We start from the raw sequence: 17715 nt of genomic DNA, 5'->3' as shown, positions 1-17715 counted from the left end.
AGCAGACACCTCGGCGAGACACGGCAATGATCCATACACCTCCAGACAGTCTGACCCGGCAGCGCCTGCAGCAGATCCAGGCCCGAGATGTCGCCGCAGATGGCAGCTTTATCTACGCTGTGATCACCACGGGCGTGTATTGCCGCCCAAGCTGTCCATCCCGTCACGCACGCGCCGAAAACCTGCGTTTCTTCGACAACACAACCGAGGCCCGTGCCGCGGGCTTTCGCCCCTGCCTGCGCTGCAAACCGGATGACGCCCCACATGCCGAACGGCAGGCGCGCATTACCCGCCTCTGCCGCCTGATTGAGCAGGCCGAGCAGGCACCAACCTTGCAGCACCTGGCCGAAGCAGCCGGGCTGAGTCGCTGGCACCTGCAACGTGAATTCCGCAGAGAAACCGGCGTGACACCCAAAGAGTATGCCCGCGCCGTGCGGCAAAAACGTCTGCAGCAACAGCTTGCCGACGCCCCAACAGCGACAGATGCCGCTTTCGCTGCGGGGTTTGGCTCGACCAGCCACTTCTACGCTGAAGCCCCCGGTGAACTCGGTATGCCTGCGGCGGATTATCGTCAGGGCGGCTCCAGGCAGCAGATCGGTTTTGCCATCGGCCCCTGCCCGCTCGGCCGCGTGCTGGTCGCCCGCAGCGCACAGGGCATCTGCTCGATCCTGCTGGGCGATGATGACACCCTGCTGGAAGCCGATCTGCGAGCACGCTTTCCGAAAGCCCAGTGCACGCCCGATAAGGGCCTTGGCGACCAGCTGGGCGCCGTGGTCGCGCTGATCGAGTCACCACACCAGGCGCAGCAGCTGCCGCTGGACATTCGCGGCACCGCCTTTCAACGTCGCGTCTGGCAGGCGCTGCAAGCCATCCCGCCCGGCCAGACCCGAAGCTACTCCGAGCTGGCCGAGGCCATGGGCTCGCCCAGCGCCGCAAGGGCGGTAGCCGGCGCCTGCGCTGCCAACCCGCTGGCTATCGTCGTGCCCTGCCACCGTATTGTCCGCAGCGACGGCAGTCTGTCTGGTTATCGCTGGGGCGTAGAACGCAAACGCGCGCTCCTGCAACGCGAGGCGCAGGGCCCAAAGGATGACTGAAGCCGGTACCGCACTGCGCCTCACCCTGCCCGCAGACTATCGTCATGCCGATGTGCAGCGCTTCTACGCCCGTGACCGCGAGCAGGTCTCGGAACGCACAGCAGGCCAGCGCATCGAAAAGGCCCTGCACTGGCAAGGCCACCCCACCCTGCTGCAACTGGATTTCAGCGAACCCGGCAGCGTGCTGGCCCAACTGTCGATTGCAGAACCCGACACCACTGCGCTCCTGCATTACCTGCGCAACCTGCTCGGCCTGAATCAGGATATCGACGGCCTGCGCATTGCCCACGGCGCGCACCCCGAGATCGCCCGACTGCTCAGGCAAACACCCGGCCTGCGCATGCCGCAGAGCGCCAGCCCGTTTGAAGCCGCCTGCTGGGCGGTCACCGGCCAGATGATCAGCGTCGATGCCGCCATCTCCGTACGCCGCCGCGTTATTCGCGCACTGGGTACGCCACTGGCCAACGGCATGCATTGCCACCCCCAACCCGACGCACTGCTGGGCGCGACACCAGACGACCTGCGCAGCTGCGGCCTGTCCGCCAGCAAAGCCGCCACCCTGATACGCCTGGCCAAGGCAGTAGAAAGCAACCAGTTACCATTGGACACCTGGGCCGCCACCACCCCGTCACCCGCCGCAGCTATTGCCGAAGGCCTCGCCAGCATCAAAGGCATCGGCCCCTGGACCCAGAGCTATATCCTGCTGCGCGGCTACGGCGTACTCGACGGCTCCATGCACGGCGACGTCGTCGTGCGCAAACGACTCGGCGCACTGCTCAACCTGCCCGAAGCACCGGACCAAGCCTTTACCCAACAATGGCTCGCCCAGTTCGGCTCCTGGAAAGCCCTGGTCGCCGCCCACCTCTGGGCCATGCCAGCCGACACCCAAGCCAAAGACTACTAACAGCGATAGTGCTGGCTGTGCAAAGTCGGCATCCTGGCCCCCTGCCGCTGGCCCCAATCCGCCGCGCATGTCTACAATGCCCCTGACCCACACAACAACAGCGACATAAGGCTTTCTCGACAATGGCTTTCGGTTCCCACGGCAGTAGCGCCCTATGATCAGACACTGGTTCGATATTTTCCGCTCCGCGGTGCAGAACTGGCTGGAAAGCCAGGCCTTTATCTATGCCGCGGCTCTGGCGTTTTTCACGGTGTTTTCCATTGCGCCGGTGCTGGTGGTGGTCGTGGCGCTGGTGGGGTTTGTGTTGGGTGAGCGCGCGGTAGAGGGGCAGCTATTTGCGCAGCTTGAGGGCACTATCGGGCCTGAGGCGGCGGGGGTTATTCAAACGGCGGTGGCCAATTCGCAGATAGATCAGAGCGGCATCTGGCCGGCGTTGATTGGCATTCTGGCCACCATCGTTGGTGCAACCACGGTGTTCGGCAAGATGCAGCAGTCGCTGAACCAGATCTGGGGCGTGGCACCGCGCCCGTCGCGTAACAACTTTTGGCTGTTGATCAAAAGTCGCCTGCTGTCGCTGACCCTGATTCTGGCTATCGGTTTTATTCTGCTGGTGTCGCTGACGCTGTCTGTCGCCTTCAGTGCAGTAATGGCCTTTGCCGACAGCTGGCTGCCCGTTCCGGCACCGGCCATGGTGGCGATGGAGTTTTGCCTGTCTCTGGCGTTGACCACGCTGCTGTTTGCGGCGATGTTCAAGATTCTGCCGGATGTGCTGCTGTCGTGGCGTGATGTGCTGGTAGGCGCCTTTATTACAGCAGTACTGTTCGCCGCCGGCCGCTCCCTGATTGCACTCTATCTGGCCTACTCGGCTACCGCGTCGGCCTATGGCGCTGCCGGCTCGCTGGCCCTGCTGCTGCTCTGGGTGAACTATTCCTCGATGATCCTGCTGTTTGGTGCCGCCTTTACCCGCGCGCATCTGGAAGGCCGTGGTCTGGAAGTGCGGCCCAAGCGCACGGCGGTGCGCGTGCAGCGCGAGTTGATAGCCAAGGCGCCGCAGGACTGACCCCGTTGCGGCCAGTTCGGCTGCCGCACACAGGTATTTAGCAAGCGACGGCTGCCGAATCACGCGGGCTTATGCAGCCGGCGCAATCCCCCATCCTGCACGCAACTCCCGTAAGTTATGCCCACAACAATAAAAGATGGAGTACACGCATGAAAAAAGGGATCCTTTCGATCATTGTGCTGCTGGCAATCGCCTGCGGCGTTTTCTGGGTCACGGCCGACCAGGATATGCGCCGACTGGCGCTGAACCTGCCAACCAGCACCAATGTGCTGTTCTGGTCCGACGATCAGCGCGATGCCGGTTTCAGGGCGCTGGATCGCCTGCCGGTTCTGAGCGACTCCCGGGTAATCGAGGCGGGTGACAACGTATACCCCCTGCCCAACGGCGCACCGCTGGATGTGGGTGTGGACGTAGATGCCTACATGGACTCCCAGCGCGCCGCTGCACTGATCATCGTGCACGACGGCAAGGTACGGCTCGAAAAGTACGCCATGGACTTTGGCCCCGATGGACGCTGGACCAGTTTCTCGGTCGCCAAGTCATTTACCTCGACGCTGGTCGGCGCCGCGATTCAGGACGGTTACATCAAAAGTATCGACGACATGGTGTCGGACTATATACCGGACCTCAAGGGCTCGGCGTACGACAACGTGACCATAGCCCAGCTGCTTACCATGACATCGGGCGTGGCATGGAACGAGGATTACGCCGACCCGAACTCGGACGTAGCCCGCTTCAACTCGCACACTGCCGAGCCCGGTATGGACGTGACCGTCAGTTATATGCGCCAGCTGCAGGCCGAGGCCGAGCCCGGTACCAAATGGGTGTACAAAACCGGCGAGACCAACCTGATTGGCGTGCTCGCCAGCTCGGCCACCAACAAGCCGCTGGCGGAGTATCTGTCGGAAAAGATCTGGAAACCCTTTGGCATGCAACAGGACGCCACCTGGCTGCTCGGCTCCACCGGCCATGAAATCAGCGGCTGTTGCGTGCAGGCCGCCACCCGGGACTACGCCCGCTTCGGCCTGTTCATGCTCGGCGGCGGTATCGCCGGCGGAAAGCAGGTACTGCCCGAGGGCTGGATCACCGAGGCCACCCACAAACAGGTGGATATCGGCGTGCCGGGCCGCGGCTACGGCTATCAGTGGTGGACCCTCGACGACGGCGCCTACATGGCCCAGGGCATTTTCGGGCAAAGCATCTTTATCGACCCGAACCGCCAGCTGGTCATCGCCGCCAACGGCAACTGGCCGCAGGCCACCGACAGGCAAGGCGGCACCCAGGGCAAGGACCGTTTGGCCTTCTACCGCCAGGTACAGCAAGCCATCGATGCCGAGCAACCGTAGAGCGGACCAAGCCGCAAGCGTGTCCGCGCGGTTGCACCGCGTGATCGGGCTACGCGTGGCCAACGCTGCGCGCTGACCACCCTACCGGCCCGTGCACAAAAAATGGTTCTTTATGGCGTTCTCGGTTACTCGGCCGGGTTGTGACCCGAGCCATCAATGCCAAGCAACCGCAGGGCGGACCAAGCCGCAGGCGTGTCCGCGCGGTTGCGTCGCGTGGTCGGGCTACGCGTGGCCAAGGCTGCGCGATTGACCACCCTAGCGGCACATGCACAAAAAAATCCCCGCGTGAGCGGGGAATAAGGTGCAGCACACAAGCCTACGGGGTGTTACTCGATTACTGAGCGGCCCATTCGAGGAAGGCGTCACGGCTTTCCGGGCTGAGCATCAGGTAGATCTGCTTCAAGGTAGCAAGGGTCGATGCGTCATGCGGCAGCGTCTGGGCTGGCGCAGCAGCCTGCGACGGAGTCGGCACGGCCATCGGCACTTGCGCGGTAGCCTGGGGAGCCGCGCCAATCGGAGCGATACCGTGATCCCGGGTGGCGACCATGGTGCCAGAACCGAACATTTCGCCCAGCAGCGACACATAACGCGGACCCGGTTCGCTGACAACACGCTCGCCGGTGCGGGTGTTGACGGCAACGCCTTCGAAGTTATTTTCCATTTCCTGAGCCTGCTTCAGGTTGCCCGGCTCATCGAACTCAATGCGCCATACCTCGCCGGCCTGACCGTCGATGGTGAAGGTCGCGCTGCGGGTACGGACGATTTCGTGGCTCAGACCGCCGCCCACATCGTAGCCGTTTTCAAAGTACGCATTGATGCGGTACTTGCCCGGCTGCAGCTCCAGCTGACGCAGGTTGTTGCCGACCATACGATTGGCTTCCGGCGCAGGCTGACCGTTGATATTGAGGACCTCAAGGGTGTTGGGCATTTCAACAACCAGGACCTGCGAAGCAGGCTGTTCGGCGCCTGAGTACAGTTTGACGGGAGCCTGCTGGGCGCAAGCGGACAGAAGCGCGGCGGCGGCGAGACAGAGCAGTTGACGCATGGGATAGAACTCCTGGCACAAGTGAACATTGAGATCCGGTCGTGATCACACTTTATGACCACCTGGCGACGAGATTAAGACTGCAGGGTTTCACTTTAATGACAAAGCCGGACTGTTTTCTCAAACAGTCCGGCTTTGGGGTACTTCAATCCTGTCAGGTGACGGGATCAGAAGTCGTAACGCAGGCCTACCGAGAAGCCGGTTGCATCTTCGCCCAGTGCACCAGCCGGGTTGGCGGTACGTGCCTGGCTCCAGGGAGTCAGAGCAACGTTCTCGTCATTTTCAACCATGGCGTAGTTGGCGTAGACACGAACAGCCTTGTCCAGCTTGTGCTCGATACCTACAGCCAGCATGTCGCTGTCAAAGTTGTCGGCATCGGAGTCGCGGGTCAGCCACATGGCTTTCAGCGCAGTAGCGGAACCGACTTTCAGCTCGCCACCCAGACCGTAAGTGTCGGAGGTCAGTGCGTCCTGAACAGCTTCAGTCGCTGCCGGGTTGGTGTAGTCGACAGTCTGGTAGAAACCAACCAGTTTGAAGCCGTCAGTGATCTTGTAGGCAGCGGCAGCACGGATACCGTCGCGCTCGCCACGGCCGGTGTCTTCGTCGGCAGCTTCGTACGCCAAAGCCGCTTCCAGGGCGTCACCAGCATAGTTCAGGGAGCCGCTGATCACGCTGTCGTCGGTGTCGTCTTCATTGACGGTGCTTTCCTGAACGGAGTAGCCCAGTTTGGCGAAGAAGCCGTTCATGTCCGGCGTGGTGTATTCCAGAGTGTTGTCATAACGCTCGTCGAAGCGGGCGTTGCCAACGCGGGTCAGGTTGCGCATGTCGCCGACCTGATCGCCGAACAGGTTGGCCGGGCCGCGAGCTGCTTTGAAGGGGCTGTCGAAACGACCCATGCGAGCGGAACCAAAGTTGCCTTTCAGACCGACGAAGGTATCGCGGGTGTTGAAGGAGCTGCCGTTGTCGGTACCGAAGTCGATCTGCTGCTCAATCTGGAAGAAGGCAGTCAGGTTCGGGTTGATCTCGTGGTCACCCTTGAAGCCCAGACGGGAAGAGTTGCTGGACAGGTTGGTTTCGGAGTAGTCCGCACCGTCATCCAGGAAATCGACGGATACGTGGGCGCGGCCGTAGATGCTTACATCGGCCATGGCGACTGCCGGAATGGCGGCAGCCAGTGCGGTTACGGCGAATCCAGCGAAGTGCTTGCGCAGAGTCATTGAGTCTTCCCTCAGTTATGTTTTGCGTTGACAGTGAAACAACACATTGGGGCTCGCCGGATGGGGCGGCGCCCGGTGTTGGAGGGAATACTGGCAGCGCCATATTTCAGATCAGTTGCGCGGACATGAACATTCGATGACAGGGGAACTTTTTCCGTACGCAGCACATCCGCCAGGAAGACGGAAACAGCTTTACCTTGAAAGCATCGAGATAGAGGGGTTCAGAGCAGTCGAGGATGACGCGGCCGACACCCGTCTGAAACGTACGAGCGCTGATTGACGAGTCAGTGATGGTCGCGGCGAACCGCCTGCATTGCCTTGATCAACGCGTCCAGCTCCGCCACATCGGCGTCTGGCAGCTGGCGGATGACCCGCTGACCGAGCCGCAGCTGGCGAATGAACCGTCGGCAACGCAGACAGACAGCCAGATGCGCCGCAACCGCCAGGCGCTGCTTGAACTTCAGCTCGCCATCCAGCAGATCGCTTGACCGCCCAACCAGCTCCTTGCACGTCAACATTCGCCCGTTACCTCAAAATGCTCCAGCGTCGCAAATACACTCAGACGGGCGCGATGCAGCAGCACCCTGACATTGGAGTGCGAGATGTCCAGCAGGTTACAAATGTCGGTTAATTCGAGCCCCTGCCGTTCACGCAGCAGCAACACACTGCGCTGCAGCTCGGAGAGCGAGTTCAGGGTATGTTCGAGGCAATCACGCAATGCCTGCTCGTCAAGCAATGCTTCGGGTGAGTCGCTGTGCCAGAGCGGCAGCTCCCCGGCCCAGTGCCCGTCAGATGCAAAGCGTCGGTCGTCGATGGAGCCATGCGGCCCAGTCAGGTCGTCGAGCAGGACCTCGCGACGCTGTTTGCGCAGGCGCGACTTTGCGGTGTTGGCGGTGATGGTAAGCAGCCAGGTCTTGAGGCTTGAGCGCGCGGCAAACCCGTTGAGGTTGCGCACGACCGCAAGCCAGCTTTCCTGCACCACTTCTTCGGCATTGGCGATTCCGACAATCGCCGTCGCGACCGCCCGCATGGCCCCCTGGTAAGTGGATACCAGCTGACGGTACGCGCCCTGTTCTCCGGCGAGCAGGCGCTGAATCAGATCCTGCTCGTCGGTCACACGGATCAGCCCTTGCGGACGATGACGCTACCGATGGAGTAACCCGCGCCGAAGGAGCAGATCACGCCGTGGCTGCCGACCGGCAGGTCAGCCTGGTGCTGGTGGAACGCGATGATCGAACCGGCAGAACTGGTATTCGCGTACTGGTCAAGCACCACTGGCGCTTCTTCTACGCTGGGGTCACGACCGAGCAGCTTGCGGGCGATCAGCATGTTCATGTTGAGGTTGGCCTGGTGCAGCCAGAAGCGCTTGACGTCGGCAACAGCGAGACCGGTTTCGGTCAGGTGCTCACCGATCAGCTCGGCGACCATCGGGCATACATCGCGGAACACCTTGCGACCGTTCTGCATGAACAGCTTGTCGCGCGCGCCGATGCCGGACTCGTCACAGCGGTTGAGGAAGCCGAAGTTGTTGCGGATGTTGTTGGAGAACTTGGTCAGCAGCTTGGTGCCAAGGATCTCGTAAGGGTGCTCGCAGACCGCATCTTCGGCGCGCTCGATAACCACTGCGGTGCAGGCATCACCAAAGATGAAATGGCTGTCGCGATCGCGGAAACTCATGTGGCCGGTACAGACTTCTGGGTTGACCATCAGCACGGCGCGGGCCTGACCGAGGGCAACGGTATTGGCTGCATTCTGAATACCGAAGGTGGCCGAGGAGCAGGCCACATTCATGTCGAACCCGAAACCCTCGATGCCCAGTGCTTCCTGCACTTCAACCGACAGTGCCGGATAGGCGCGCGGCAGGTTGGAGCAGGCAACGATGACGCCATCGATATCAGCCGGTGTGCGACCCGCAGCTTCAAGCGCCTGATGGGCAGCCTTCACGGCCATCTCGCACAGCAGCGATTGTTCGTCGTCGCTGCGCTCGGGAATGGAAGGAACCATGCGATCCACGTCCAGGATGCCGCTCTTGTTAATGACATAGCGAGCCTTGATGCCCGATGCCTTCTCGATAAACTCGGTACTGGAGCACGCCAGGGGTTCAACGCTACCGGCTTCGATAGCTGCGGCATTCTCAGCGTTGAAACGCTCTACGTAGGCATTGTAACTGGCAACCAGCTCTTCATTGCTGATGCTCTCGGACGGGGTAAACAAACCTGTTCCGCTGATCACGACTCTGTGCACGGTCGGTCCTCTTCTGATGTAATGTACGCCGCCCCCTCAACGTCCGCTGCGCTACAGCGAGGGAACAGCTCTTGTGTGTGCGTAGGTTGCTGGCGCTGAGCCAGCCAGTCGGCAATCAGCGGAAAATGATCCTGCTCTGCCTGCGGATGGGTGAGCAGATCGGTGTGCCCGTAATGGCGCGAGCAACCCCGGCCCTTTTCCAGCAAGATTACCTGTGCATCATGTCTGCCCAACTCGTGGGCAAACCGTCTGACATCCTGCATGTGCCCCAACACGCGATCACGATCGCCAGCCAGATACAGGCTGGGGGGCCACGCCAGACTCTTCAAGGCGCTAGCATAGTCGAAACCATCCTCAAGATCACGCCATTCGCCGCGCTCCCAGGCCAGGCAAACGGTGTGAACATCGACGCTCTCATCGTGACTGCCCAGTCCCATTGAGCAGGCCGGGATGCGCCCCTTGAACCGACCGGCAATAGACGCCAACGCCCCCCAGATACAGCGCCGGGCAAAGCGGGTAAAACGGCCACCGGCCAGCGCTCGACGGCGCACGCCGAGCTGCACCAGCCCGCAGATCGAGGCCAGCAACTGGGGCTTGCGGATCAACGCTGCCGCCAGCCACACGCCACCCCAGCCGTGGCTGACGACAAACAGCCGCTGATCGGGGTGTTCGGAGCGCAGCCATTCAAGCAGGGCCGGAATATCGGCCTGCAACAGGTCCCACATGCGAATCGGCTGCAGCCCACCGAGCGCGGGCTGACTGTCACCGTGGCCGCGCAGATCGGCTACGTAAACGCAGCAGCCCTGCTCCGCAAGATAACGGGCCAGCCCGTGTTCGGCAGGCAAAAATACCCGACTGTCGGACATGGCACCATGCAGCAACAGGACCACAGGCCCCGACGTTGGCGCTGCGCCCAGGCGCTGCAGCTGCAATTGGCCGCCGTTGTCACTTGCCACCCGAATAGGCTCGATCACTCCAGTCACCCCGTCACGCCGTGCATTGTCAGCCGTGCTGTCAGGCGGTTATTTCCCGCCACAGTTTTGCCAGCCGCTTGCCCGAGACCGGCATCCGCGTGCCAAGCTGCTGGGCAAACAGCGACACCCGATACTCCTCCAGCATCCAGCGCCATTCTTCCAGTCTCGGGTCCCAGCGACCTTCGCGCTGGAAGCGCTCACTCAAGGCCTTGTATTGCTGCCAGTAACCTTGCAGCTCATCGGTCCAGGCGCGATCACGCGGCACCTGACCCGGCAGTTTGTCGAGGCGCTGCTCGATCGCACTCAGATACCGCGGGTACTGGCTCAGCCATTCGCCCGGCACCTGCCGCGCAAAGCCCGGGAAGACCAGTTCAGACAGTTGCTCGCGAACATCGTTCATGGCCAGCGCGTGGGCCAGTTCGACCTTACCCTTGAAGCGCTTGCGCAGCCCGTGCCACTGCTTGAGGATCGCCAGCACCTGACTCGCCAGCTGCTCGCACGCCGGCACCCAGTCGCCGCGGCCGGCCTCGATCAGCGCAGCCAACGTCTCGGCATCGCGGGGCAATGGTGCCCCGGCAGGCAAAAACACCCGATCAATCGCGCCCAGCAGCACATCATCGGTCAACTGCTTCTGGGTGCCCAGGTCACGGTAGTAGATGGCTGCGTCCTTGAGGGTGGTCAGCTTCTGGCGCAGGTAACGCGCCTGCTCGTTCAACTGAGGACTTTGCAGCAGCAGGCGCTGAATGCCAAATCGATGCTCACGCAACGCGACCTGCGGCACATCAAACAGTTGTTCGACCACGTCCTCGCCCTGCTCCACCCAGGCGGGATGAAAGTTGACGGCAATACCCGCCTGCTTGCGCACCAGGGTTTCCGGCAACGCATAGCTGCCGGGCACCTGGGCGGGCGCCTTGGGCTTGTCTTCAGCAACTGGCATCGCGGCCTGCAGCGGCAGACCGTCAATCTGGGCGCACAACGCGCTGTAATCGCGGCCGGCACAGATCGGCTTACCGACCGCATCGACCACCTCGATACGCATGCGCAGATGGTCTTCCAGCTCCACATCAGCCCAGGCATCGTCATCCAGCCGCACACCGGTCATGCGCGTCAGCTCGCGGCCGAGCGCCTGGGTCAGGCTGCCGTCGGCAAACGGCATGCGCTCCAGCGCGGCGCGGACAAAGTCCGGCACCGGGACAAAGTTCTTACGAATGGCCTTTGGCAAACCACGCACCAGCGCCACGCACTTGTCGAACAACAGCCCGGGCACCAGCCAGTCGAGCCGCTGCGGGTCGATACGCCGCAGCAGCGAAGCAGGAATACGCACGGTCACGCCATCTGCCGGATGGCCCGGCTCGAAGTGATAGCTGAGCGGCAGTGCCACACTCTCCCAGCGCAGCAGATCCGGGTACAGATCGGCGCTGACATCATTGGCCTCGCGCTGCAGCAGGTCATCGCGGGTCATGTGCAGCAGCTTGGGATCGGTCTCGCTGCTGCGCTTGAGCCAGCGCTCGAAACTCGCCAGCTGGTAGATGTTCTCGGGGATGCGCTGATCAAAGAAGCGGTAAAGCGTTTCCTCGTCCACCACGATATCGCGCTTGCGTGCCTTGGCTTCCAGTTCATCCAGCTGGCTGAGCAACTGCTGGTTGGCCTTGTTGAAGGCCGCCCTGCCGTGCCACTCGCCTGCCACCAGCGCCTGGCGAATAAACAGTTCGCGCGAGACAACCGGATCAATCGGGCCGAAGTGCACCTTGCGCTTTGGCACGATGATCAGGCCGTACAGCGAGACCTGCTCAAAGGCCACGACCTGACCGCGCTTTTTCTCCCAGTGCGGTTCACTGTGGCTGGTCTTGACCAGGTGCGCCGCCAGCGGCTCGACCCACACCGGATCAATCTTTGCCGCCAGCCGACCATACAGACGGCGGGTTTCGGTCAGCTCGGCGACCATCACCCAGGCCGGCTTTTTCTTCGCCAGACCCGAGGACGGATGCAGCAGGAAGCGGCGTTGCCTCGCGCCGAGATAATCGCCCTCCTCGGTCTTGTTGCCGAGGTGGCTGAGCAGACCCGCGAGCAGCGCCTTGTGTATCGGCTCGCCGGACGCAGGCTGTTTGTTTTCTTCCAGTCCCATGTCGCGGCAGGTGAGACGAATCTGCCGATGGGTTTCGCGCCACTCACGCAGACGCAGATAATTCAGGAAATTGCGACGGCACCAGCTGCGCAGCTGGCTTTGGGTCAGTGCCTGACGCTGGCTCTCAAAACCGTTCCACAGATTCAGGAAGGCGGCAAAGTCCGAGCCCTCCTCGTTCCACTGGGCATGGGCCTGATCGGCTGCCTGCTGCTTTTCCAGCGGACGTTCGCGCGGATCCTGCACAGCCAGCGCGCTGGCAATCACCGCCAGCTCGGCCAGGCAGCCCTGACGAGCCCCTTCCAGCAACATCCGACCAATGCGCGGATCAACCGGCAGGCGCGCCAGCTGGCGACCGATATCAGTCATTGCGCCGCTGCGATCAACCGCGCCCAGTTCCTGCAGCAAGGTGAAACCGTCGCTGATGGCCCGGCCATCCGGCGGCTCGATAAACGGGAAATCCTCGATGCGGCCAAGGCGCAGATGCAGCATCTGCAGAATGACCGAGGCCAGGTTGGTGCGGCGAATCTCCGGGTCGGTGAACTCCGGGCGAGCGAGGAAGTCTTCCTCGCTGAACAGCCGCACACAGATACCGGGGGCAACCCGGCCGCACCGGCCCTTGCGCTGGTTGGCACTGGCCTGCGAGACAGCTTCCACCGGCAGCCGCTGCACCTTGGAGCGCGGACTGTAGCGGCTGATGCGCGCCTCGCCCGGGTCAATCACATAAACGATGCCCGGCACCGTCAGCGAGGTTTCCGCCACGTTGGTTGCCAGCACCACACGCCGCCCGGCATGGGAGGAAAAAATCTTCTGCTGTTCGGCAGCCGACAGCCGCGCATACAACGGCAGAATCTCGGTGTGCTTCAGGTTGGCCTTGCGCAGGTACTCGGCGGTATCGCGAATCTCCCGCTCGCCCGGCAGAAACACCAGCACGTCACCCGGCGACTTGCCCTGACTGCGCTCAAACTGCTGAATCTCGGTCAGCGCGGCAACGATGCCCTGGTCGATGCTGAGGTCTTCCTCGACCGTGTTGCCCTCTTCGTCCCGCTCGGCGCTGAGCGGCCGATACCAGACATCCACCGGGTAGGTACGACCGGACACTTCAATCACCGGCGCATTGTCGAAACGGGCCGAGAACCGCTCAAGATCAATGGTTGCCGAGGTGATGATCACCTTCAGATCAGGCCGCTTGGCCAGGATGGTCTTGAGGTAACCCAGCAGGAAATCGATATTGAGGCTGCGCTCGTGCGCCTCGTCGATGATCAGAGTGTCATAGCGGCTGAGGTAACGGTCATTCTGGGTTTCGGCCAGCAGAATGCCGTCGGTCATCAGCTTGATCAGCGAGCGCTCTGAGGTCTGATCGGTAAAGCGCACCTGATAACCGACCAGCTCACCCAGCGGCGTGCCCAGCTCTTCCGCAATCCGCGATGCCACGCTGCGCGCAGCCAGTCGCCGCGGCTGGGTATGGCCGATCACACCGTGGGTGCCGCGCCCCAGTTCCAGACAGATCTTCGGCAACTGGGTGGTCTTGCCTGAGCCGGTCTCGCCGGCGATCACCACCACCTGATTGTCGGCAATAGCGGCCTTGATCTGCTCCCGCTTGTCGGCAATAGGCAGCGCGTCCGGGTAAATGATCTTCGGGATCAGCCGGACGCGCTCGGCCACCTTCTCGCTTGAAGCGTTAAAGCGCTCCAGCCAGGCTGCAGCGGCCTTGCCCTGATCGTCCTTGGGCAGGCGCTGAAACTGCTGCTGCAGGCGATGACGATCGCTGGCCATGACCTGGGAAAAATCGGGTGCATTGGAGTGCTTGGCTGACATGGTTGATCCTTGGCATTAAAAAACCCCGCCCGGCAGTGCCGGGCGGGGCTCTATTGTCGCAAAATCGAAGCGACCGGTGCAGCTTACTGGCTGGCGAGTTTCTTCAGCTCTTCGTCACGCAGTTCGCGGCGCAGGATCTTGCCGACGTTGGTGGTCGGCAGAGCGTCGCGGAACTCGACGTGCTTGGGCACCTTGTAGGCAGTCAGGCTGCTGCGCATATGGGCGATCACGTCTTTCTCGGTCAGGGTCGAGTCGGCAGATTTGACCAGGAACACCTTGATCGCTTCGCCCGATTTCTCGTCCGGTACGCCGATGGCAGCACACTGCACCACGCCCGGCAGTGTCGCCATGACATCTTCCAGCTCGTTCGGGTACACGTTGAAACCGGATACCAGAATCATGTCCTTCTTGCGGTCAACAATGCGCAGGTAGCCGTCTTCCTGAATGATCGCAATGTCACCGGTTTTCAGCCAGCCTTCGGCGTCCAGGATCTCATCGGTTGCTTCCTGACGCTGCCAGTAGCCCTTCATCACCTGCGGGCCCTTGACGCACAGCTCGCCACGCTCACCCAGCGGCAGCTCGTTACCATCCTCATCGATGATCTTGCACAGGGTGGACGGCACCGGAATACCGATGGTGCCCAGCTGAATGTTGCTGATCGGGTTAACCGTAGCAACCGGGCTGGTTTCGGTCATGCCGAAGCCTTCACAGATATCGCACCCGGTAACCTGCTTCCAGCGCTCGGCGGTAGCCAGTTGCAGCGCCATGCCGCCGGACAGGGTGACCTTGAACTTGCTGAAATCCAGCGCACGGAAAGCGGCATCGTTACACAGAGCAACGAACAAGGTGTTGAGGCCAACAAAGCCGGTGAACTGGAACTTGGACAACTCCTTCACAAAGGACGGGATATCACGCGGGTTGGTGATCAGCACGTTATGGTTACCGCTGACCATCATTGCCATGCAGTGGAAGGTGAAGGCATAGATGTGATAAAGCGGCAGCGGGCAGATCACGACTTCTTCGCCATCAATCATGTTCGAGCCCATCAGCGCCTTGGCCTGCAACATGTTGGCAACCAGGTTGCGGTGCGTCAGCATCGCACCCTTGGCAACGCCGGTAGTGCCACCGGTGTACTGCAACACGGCGATGTCGCCAGACGCCGGACTGGCTTCTGCCAGACTCAGGCTGCGTCCCTTGGCCATGGCATCGTTGAAGCGGACCATGCCCGGAATATTGTAGGACGGTACCATCTTCTTGAGGTACTTGACCGCCGCATTGATCAGCACGCGCTTGAGCGGAGGCAGCATATCGCCGAGCTCGGTGACGATGACATGCTTGACGCCGGTCTTGGGCACTACTTCTTCTGCCATATGCGCCATGTTGGCCAGGCAGACCAGCGCCTTGGCGCCGGAGTCGTTGAACTGGTGTTCCATTTCCCGCGGGGTGTAAAGCGGGTTGGTATTGACTACGACATAGCCGGCACGCATCGCGCCGAACACGGCAATCGGATACTGCAAAACGTTCGGCATCTGAATAGCGATACGATCGCCCGGCTGCAGGCCGCTATGCTTCTGAAGGTAGGCAGCAAAGTGACCCGAGAGAGTGTAAAGGTCACCGTAGGTGAGTGTCTTTCCGAGGTTGGTAAAGGCAGGCTTGTTGGCGAAGCGCTGGCAGGAGTCTTTGAGAACGGCGAGAACGTTGGGGTACTGGTCGGGATCGATTTCAGGGGAAACACCCGCTGGATATTTGTCTTTCCAGAAATTTTCAAGCATGTAGGCCGGCTCCTGAACAGGTATTGCTGCTGTCTTATCGTATGTTCGGTTGTCTTTTGGTGCTTTCAGCACTCTTGTCACGACACTCAGTCTGGCCCCAGGCAAGCGTCTATTTGACGCACCCGAGGGGCCAAAGAGCCCGAAGACTAGCAGCTTTTCCAGAGGCAGACCAGCACCCCGGACAGGCATCCAGGGTGCATGAAGCTTGGCTTTGAGCGCCTGCGGGAGTGACCGGCGGGTCATCCTCGCAGGCAGAGGATTACTGGTCGCGCAGCTCGCGACGCAGAATCTTGCCAACCGCCGACATGGGCAGCGACTCACGAATCTCGTAATGCTTGGGCACCTTGTACCCGGTGAAATTCGCGCGGCAGTATGCCTTGAGCTCGTCAACGGTCAGGCTCTTGTCGCTGGGCACAACAAACAGCTTGACTGCTTCGCCGGATTTCTCGTCTTCCACGCCGATGGCCGCCGCATTGGCGACCTTGGGATGGGCAGCCACCACATCTTCAATCTCGTTGGGATAGACGTTGAAACCGGACACAATGATCAGGTCCTTGATGCGGTCAACAATCGACACAAAGCCGTCTTCGTCGATGATCGCCACGTCACCGGTACGGAACCAGCCGTCGGCATCCAGTACCTCTGCAGTCGCTTCCGGGCGATTCCAGTAGCCCTTCATTACCTGCGGGCCTTTGACGCACAGCTCGCCACGCTCGCCGATAGGCAGCTCGTTGCCGTTTTCATCAATGACCTTGAGGGCTGTGCCCGGTGCCGGCAGGCCAACCGAGCCCAGACGCGCCAAACCATCGCCCGGGCTGGAGGTCACAACGGGCGAGCACTCGGTCAGGCCATAGCCTTCACCAATGACGCAGCCGGTCTTTTTCTGCCAGCGCTCGGCGGTGGCCTTGACCAGTGCGGTGCCGCCGGAACCGGTACTTTTAAGGCGAGAGAAATCCAGCTTTTCAAACTCGGGATGATCCATCAACGCGACAAACAGCGTATTGAGGCCGACAATCGACGAGAACTGCCACTTTTTCAGCTCGGCGACAAAGCCGGGAATATCGCGCGGATTGGTGATCAGCACGTTATGGTGCCCGGCGATCATCATGCACATGCAGTTCACGGTGAAAGCAAAGATGTGATACAGCGGCAGCGGTGCAATGATCACCTCGCCAGGCTCACCGTTGATCTTCTGGCCGTTGCTGTCGAGCTGCTGCATGTTGGCGTACACCTGCAGCATGTTGGCCACCAGGTTGCCGTGGGTCAGCATGGCCCCCTTGGCAACACCGGTAGTGCCGCCGGTGTATTGCAGCACTGCCACGTCGTCCAGCGTGCGGGTAACACCGCTCGGGCGCCGGCCGTTGCTGCGCTTGAGTGCTGCCTTGAACGCTACCGCCTGCGGCAACGAGTAATCCGGGACCAGCTTTTTAACGTGCTTGACCGCAGCGTTGACCAGCATGCCCTTGAGACCGGGCAGCATGTCACCCATGCGCGCCTCAAACAGGTACTTGATCTCGGTATCAGGCAGCACTTCCTGCACCAGATGCCCAAACATGTTCATGTAGATCAGCGCCTTGGCACCAGAGTCCTGGAACTGGTGACGCATCTCCCGGGCGGTATAGAGCGGATTGGTGTTGACCACCACCAGTCCAGCACGAATCGCACCGAAAACAGCAATCGGGAACTGCAGCACGTTAGGCATTTGCACGGCAATACGGTCGCCGGGCTCAAGGTCGGTGTGCTGCTGGAGATAACTGGCGAAGGCGGCTGACAGACGATCCAGGTCAGCGTAGGTCAGGGTGACCCCCATGTTGCTGAAGGCTGCCAACTTGGCGTGCTTCACACAAGCCTGGTCAAAGACGTCGATAATCGAGCTGTACTGTGTCAGATCGATGTCGTTGGGAATCCCCGCCGGCCGTTTGTCAGCCCAGAAGGACGCATCCATTGTTATTCTCCTATTCCCCGGTGGTGCAGTTTCTTATATTGGCGACGCCAGTCGTTGGCATCGATTGAGCATTGAAGCTCTTGGCACTACTGATAAAGTGGCTCAAAGCTAACAGGGCTTTGCGCAAATACAAAATGCTGGAGTGTTTCATTTGATTTGTGAATACCGCTCCTC

At 61.2% G+C, this 17715-nt stretch carries 13 protein-coding genes; 4 read left to right on the top strand and 9 right to left on the bottom strand.

The genetic code is table 11. From position 1 onward, the window contains the following. The first annotated feature begins 26 nt into the window (after positions 1-26). The 4 genes from ada (at position 27) to AC13EY_RS07150 (ending at position 4404) form a co-directional block, all read left to right on the top strand. On the top strand, positions 27-1094 hold the full coding sequence (gene ada / locus AC13EY_RS07165; RefSeq protein ID WP_228246494.1) for a bifunctional DNA-binding transcriptional regulator/O6-methylguanine-DNA methyltransferase Ada: 1068 nt from the start codon (positions 27-29) through the stop codon (positions 1092-1094). Next, positions 1087-1998, top strand: coding sequence for a DNA-3-methyladenine glycosylase 2 (locus AC13EY_RS07160; protein WP_228246495.1), 912 nt, complete (start codon positions 1087-1089; stop codon positions 1996-1998). The genes ada and AC13EY_RS07160 overlap by 8 nt, the downstream gene beginning before the upstream one ends. 154 nt (positions 1999-2152) lie before the next feature. Next, positions 2153-3058 carry a YihY/virulence factor BrkB family protein gene (locus AC13EY_RS07155; RefSeq protein WP_228246496.1) on the top strand — a complete coding sequence of 302 codons (906 nt, stop codon included), beginning with the start codon at positions 2153-2155 and terminating at the stop codon, positions 3056-3058. Between the two features lie 149 nt (positions 3059-3207). Then, positions 3208-4404 (top strand): serine hydrolase domain-containing protein, encoded by a 1197-nt coding sequence (locus AC13EY_RS07150; protein ID WP_228246497.1) that lies wholly within the window; start codon positions 3208-3210, stop codon positions 4402-4404. Between the two features lie 334 nt (positions 4405-4738). On the opposite strand, the gene AC13EY_RS07145 is transcribed toward AC13EY_RS07150, so the two are convergent. The 9 genes from AC13EY_RS07145 to AC13EY_RS07105 form a co-directional block, all read right to left on the bottom strand. Next, entirely contained in the window at positions 4739-5449 is a 711-nt protein-coding gene (locus AC13EY_RS07145; RefSeq protein WP_228246498.1) for a DUF2057 family protein, read from the bottom strand. A 167-nt stretch (positions 5450-5616) separates the two neighbouring features. Then, positions 5617-6666, bottom strand: coding sequence for a porin (locus AC13EY_RS07140; RefSeq protein WP_228246499.1), 1050 nt, complete (start codon positions 6664-6666; stop codon positions 5617-5619). Between the two features lie 284 nt (positions 6667-6950). Continuing rightward, positions 6951-7184: an anti-sigma factor family protein gene (locus tag AC13EY_RS07135; RefSeq protein WP_228246500.1), complete on the bottom strand. Its 234-nt coding sequence runs from the start codon at positions 7182-7184 to the stop codon at positions 6951-6953. Further along, positions 7178-7789 (bottom strand): RNA polymerase sigma factor, encoded by a 612-nt coding sequence (locus AC13EY_RS07130; RefSeq protein WP_088275105.1) that lies wholly within the window; start codon positions 7787-7789, stop codon positions 7178-7180. Before AC13EY_RS07130 ends, AC13EY_RS07135 begins: the two co-directional genes overlap by 7 nt. Continuing rightward, complete coding sequence (locus tag AC13EY_RS07125) at positions 7789-8910, bottom strand: beta-ketoacyl-ACP synthase III (protein ID WP_088275107.1); 1122 nt, start codon at positions 8908-8910, stop codon at positions 7789-7791. The genes AC13EY_RS07130 and AC13EY_RS07125 overlap by 1 nt, the downstream gene beginning before the upstream one ends. Further along, entirely contained in the window at positions 8895-9884 is a 990-nt protein-coding gene (locus AC13EY_RS07120; protein WP_228246501.1) for an alpha/beta fold hydrolase, read from the bottom strand. The genes AC13EY_RS07125 and AC13EY_RS07120 overlap by 16 nt, the downstream gene beginning before the upstream one ends. Before the next feature lie 40 nt (positions 9885-9924). Further along, positions 9925-13824, bottom strand: coding sequence for an ATP-dependent RNA helicase HrpA (gene hrpA / locus AC13EY_RS07115; RefSeq protein ID WP_228246502.1), 3900 nt, complete (start codon positions 13822-13824; stop codon positions 9925-9927). An 83-nt stretch (positions 13825-13907) separates the two neighbouring features. Continuing rightward, positions 13908-15596, bottom strand: a complete 1689-nt coding sequence (gene fadD1, locus AC13EY_RS07110; RefSeq protein WP_228246503.1) for a long-chain-fatty-acid--CoA ligase FadD1 — start codon at positions 15594-15596, stop codon at positions 13908-13910. 259 nt (positions 15597-15855) lie between these two features. Further along, positions 15856-17541, bottom strand: a complete 1686-nt coding sequence (locus AC13EY_RS07105; RefSeq protein ID WP_228246504.1) for a long-chain-fatty-acid--CoA ligase — start codon at positions 17539-17541, stop codon at positions 15856-15858. Positions 17542-17715: the final 174 nt, after the last annotated feature.

It is taken from the genome of Halopseudomonas sp. L-58 (genome assembly GCF_056859475.1).
Note: the sequence above shows the minus strand (reverse complement) of the source record. Positions and strands in the feature narration are given on the sequence as shown.

What these genes read in the sequence shown, in the direction of transcription:
- ada (WP_228246494.1), top strand. Translation starts at nt 27, where the DNA reads ATGATCCATACACCTCCAGACAGTCTGACCCGGCAGCGCCTGCAGCAG.
- AC13EY_RS07160 (WP_228246495.1), top strand. Translation starts at nt 1,087, where the DNA reads ATGACTGAAGCCGGTACCGCACTGCGCCTCACCCTGCCCGCAGACTAT.
- AC13EY_RS07155 (WP_228246496.1), top strand. Translation starts at nt 2,153, where the DNA reads ATGATCAGACACTGGTTCGATATTTTCCGCTCCGCGGTGCAGAACTGG.
- AC13EY_RS07150 (WP_228246497.1), top strand. Translation starts at nt 3,208, where the DNA reads ATGAAAAAAGGGATCCTTTCGATCATTGTGCTGCTGGCAATCGCCTGC.
- AC13EY_RS07145 (WP_228246498.1), bottom strand. Translation starts at nt 5,449, where the DNA reads ATGCGTCAACTGCTCTGTCTCGCCGCCGCCGCGCTTCTGTCCGCTTGC.
- AC13EY_RS07140 (WP_228246499.1), bottom strand. Translation starts at nt 6,666, where the DNA reads ATGACTCTGCGCAAGCACTTCGCTGGATTCGCCGTAACCGCACTGGCT.
- AC13EY_RS07135 (WP_228246500.1), bottom strand. Translation starts at nt 7,184, where the DNA reads ATGTTGACGTGCAAGGAGCTGGTTGGGCGGTCAAGCGATCTGCTGGAT.
- hrpA (WP_228246502.1), bottom strand. Translation starts at nt 13,824, where the DNA reads ATGTCAGCCAAGCACTCCAATGCACCCGATTTTTCCCAGGTCATGGCC.
- fadD1 (WP_228246503.1), bottom strand. Translation starts at nt 15,596, where the DNA reads ATGCTTGAAAATTTCTGGAAAGACAAATATCCAGCGGGTGTTTCCCCT.
- AC13EY_RS07105 (WP_228246504.1), bottom strand. Translation starts at nt 17,541, where the DNA reads ATGGATGCGTCCTTCTGGGCTGACAAACGGCCGGCGGGGATTCCCAAC.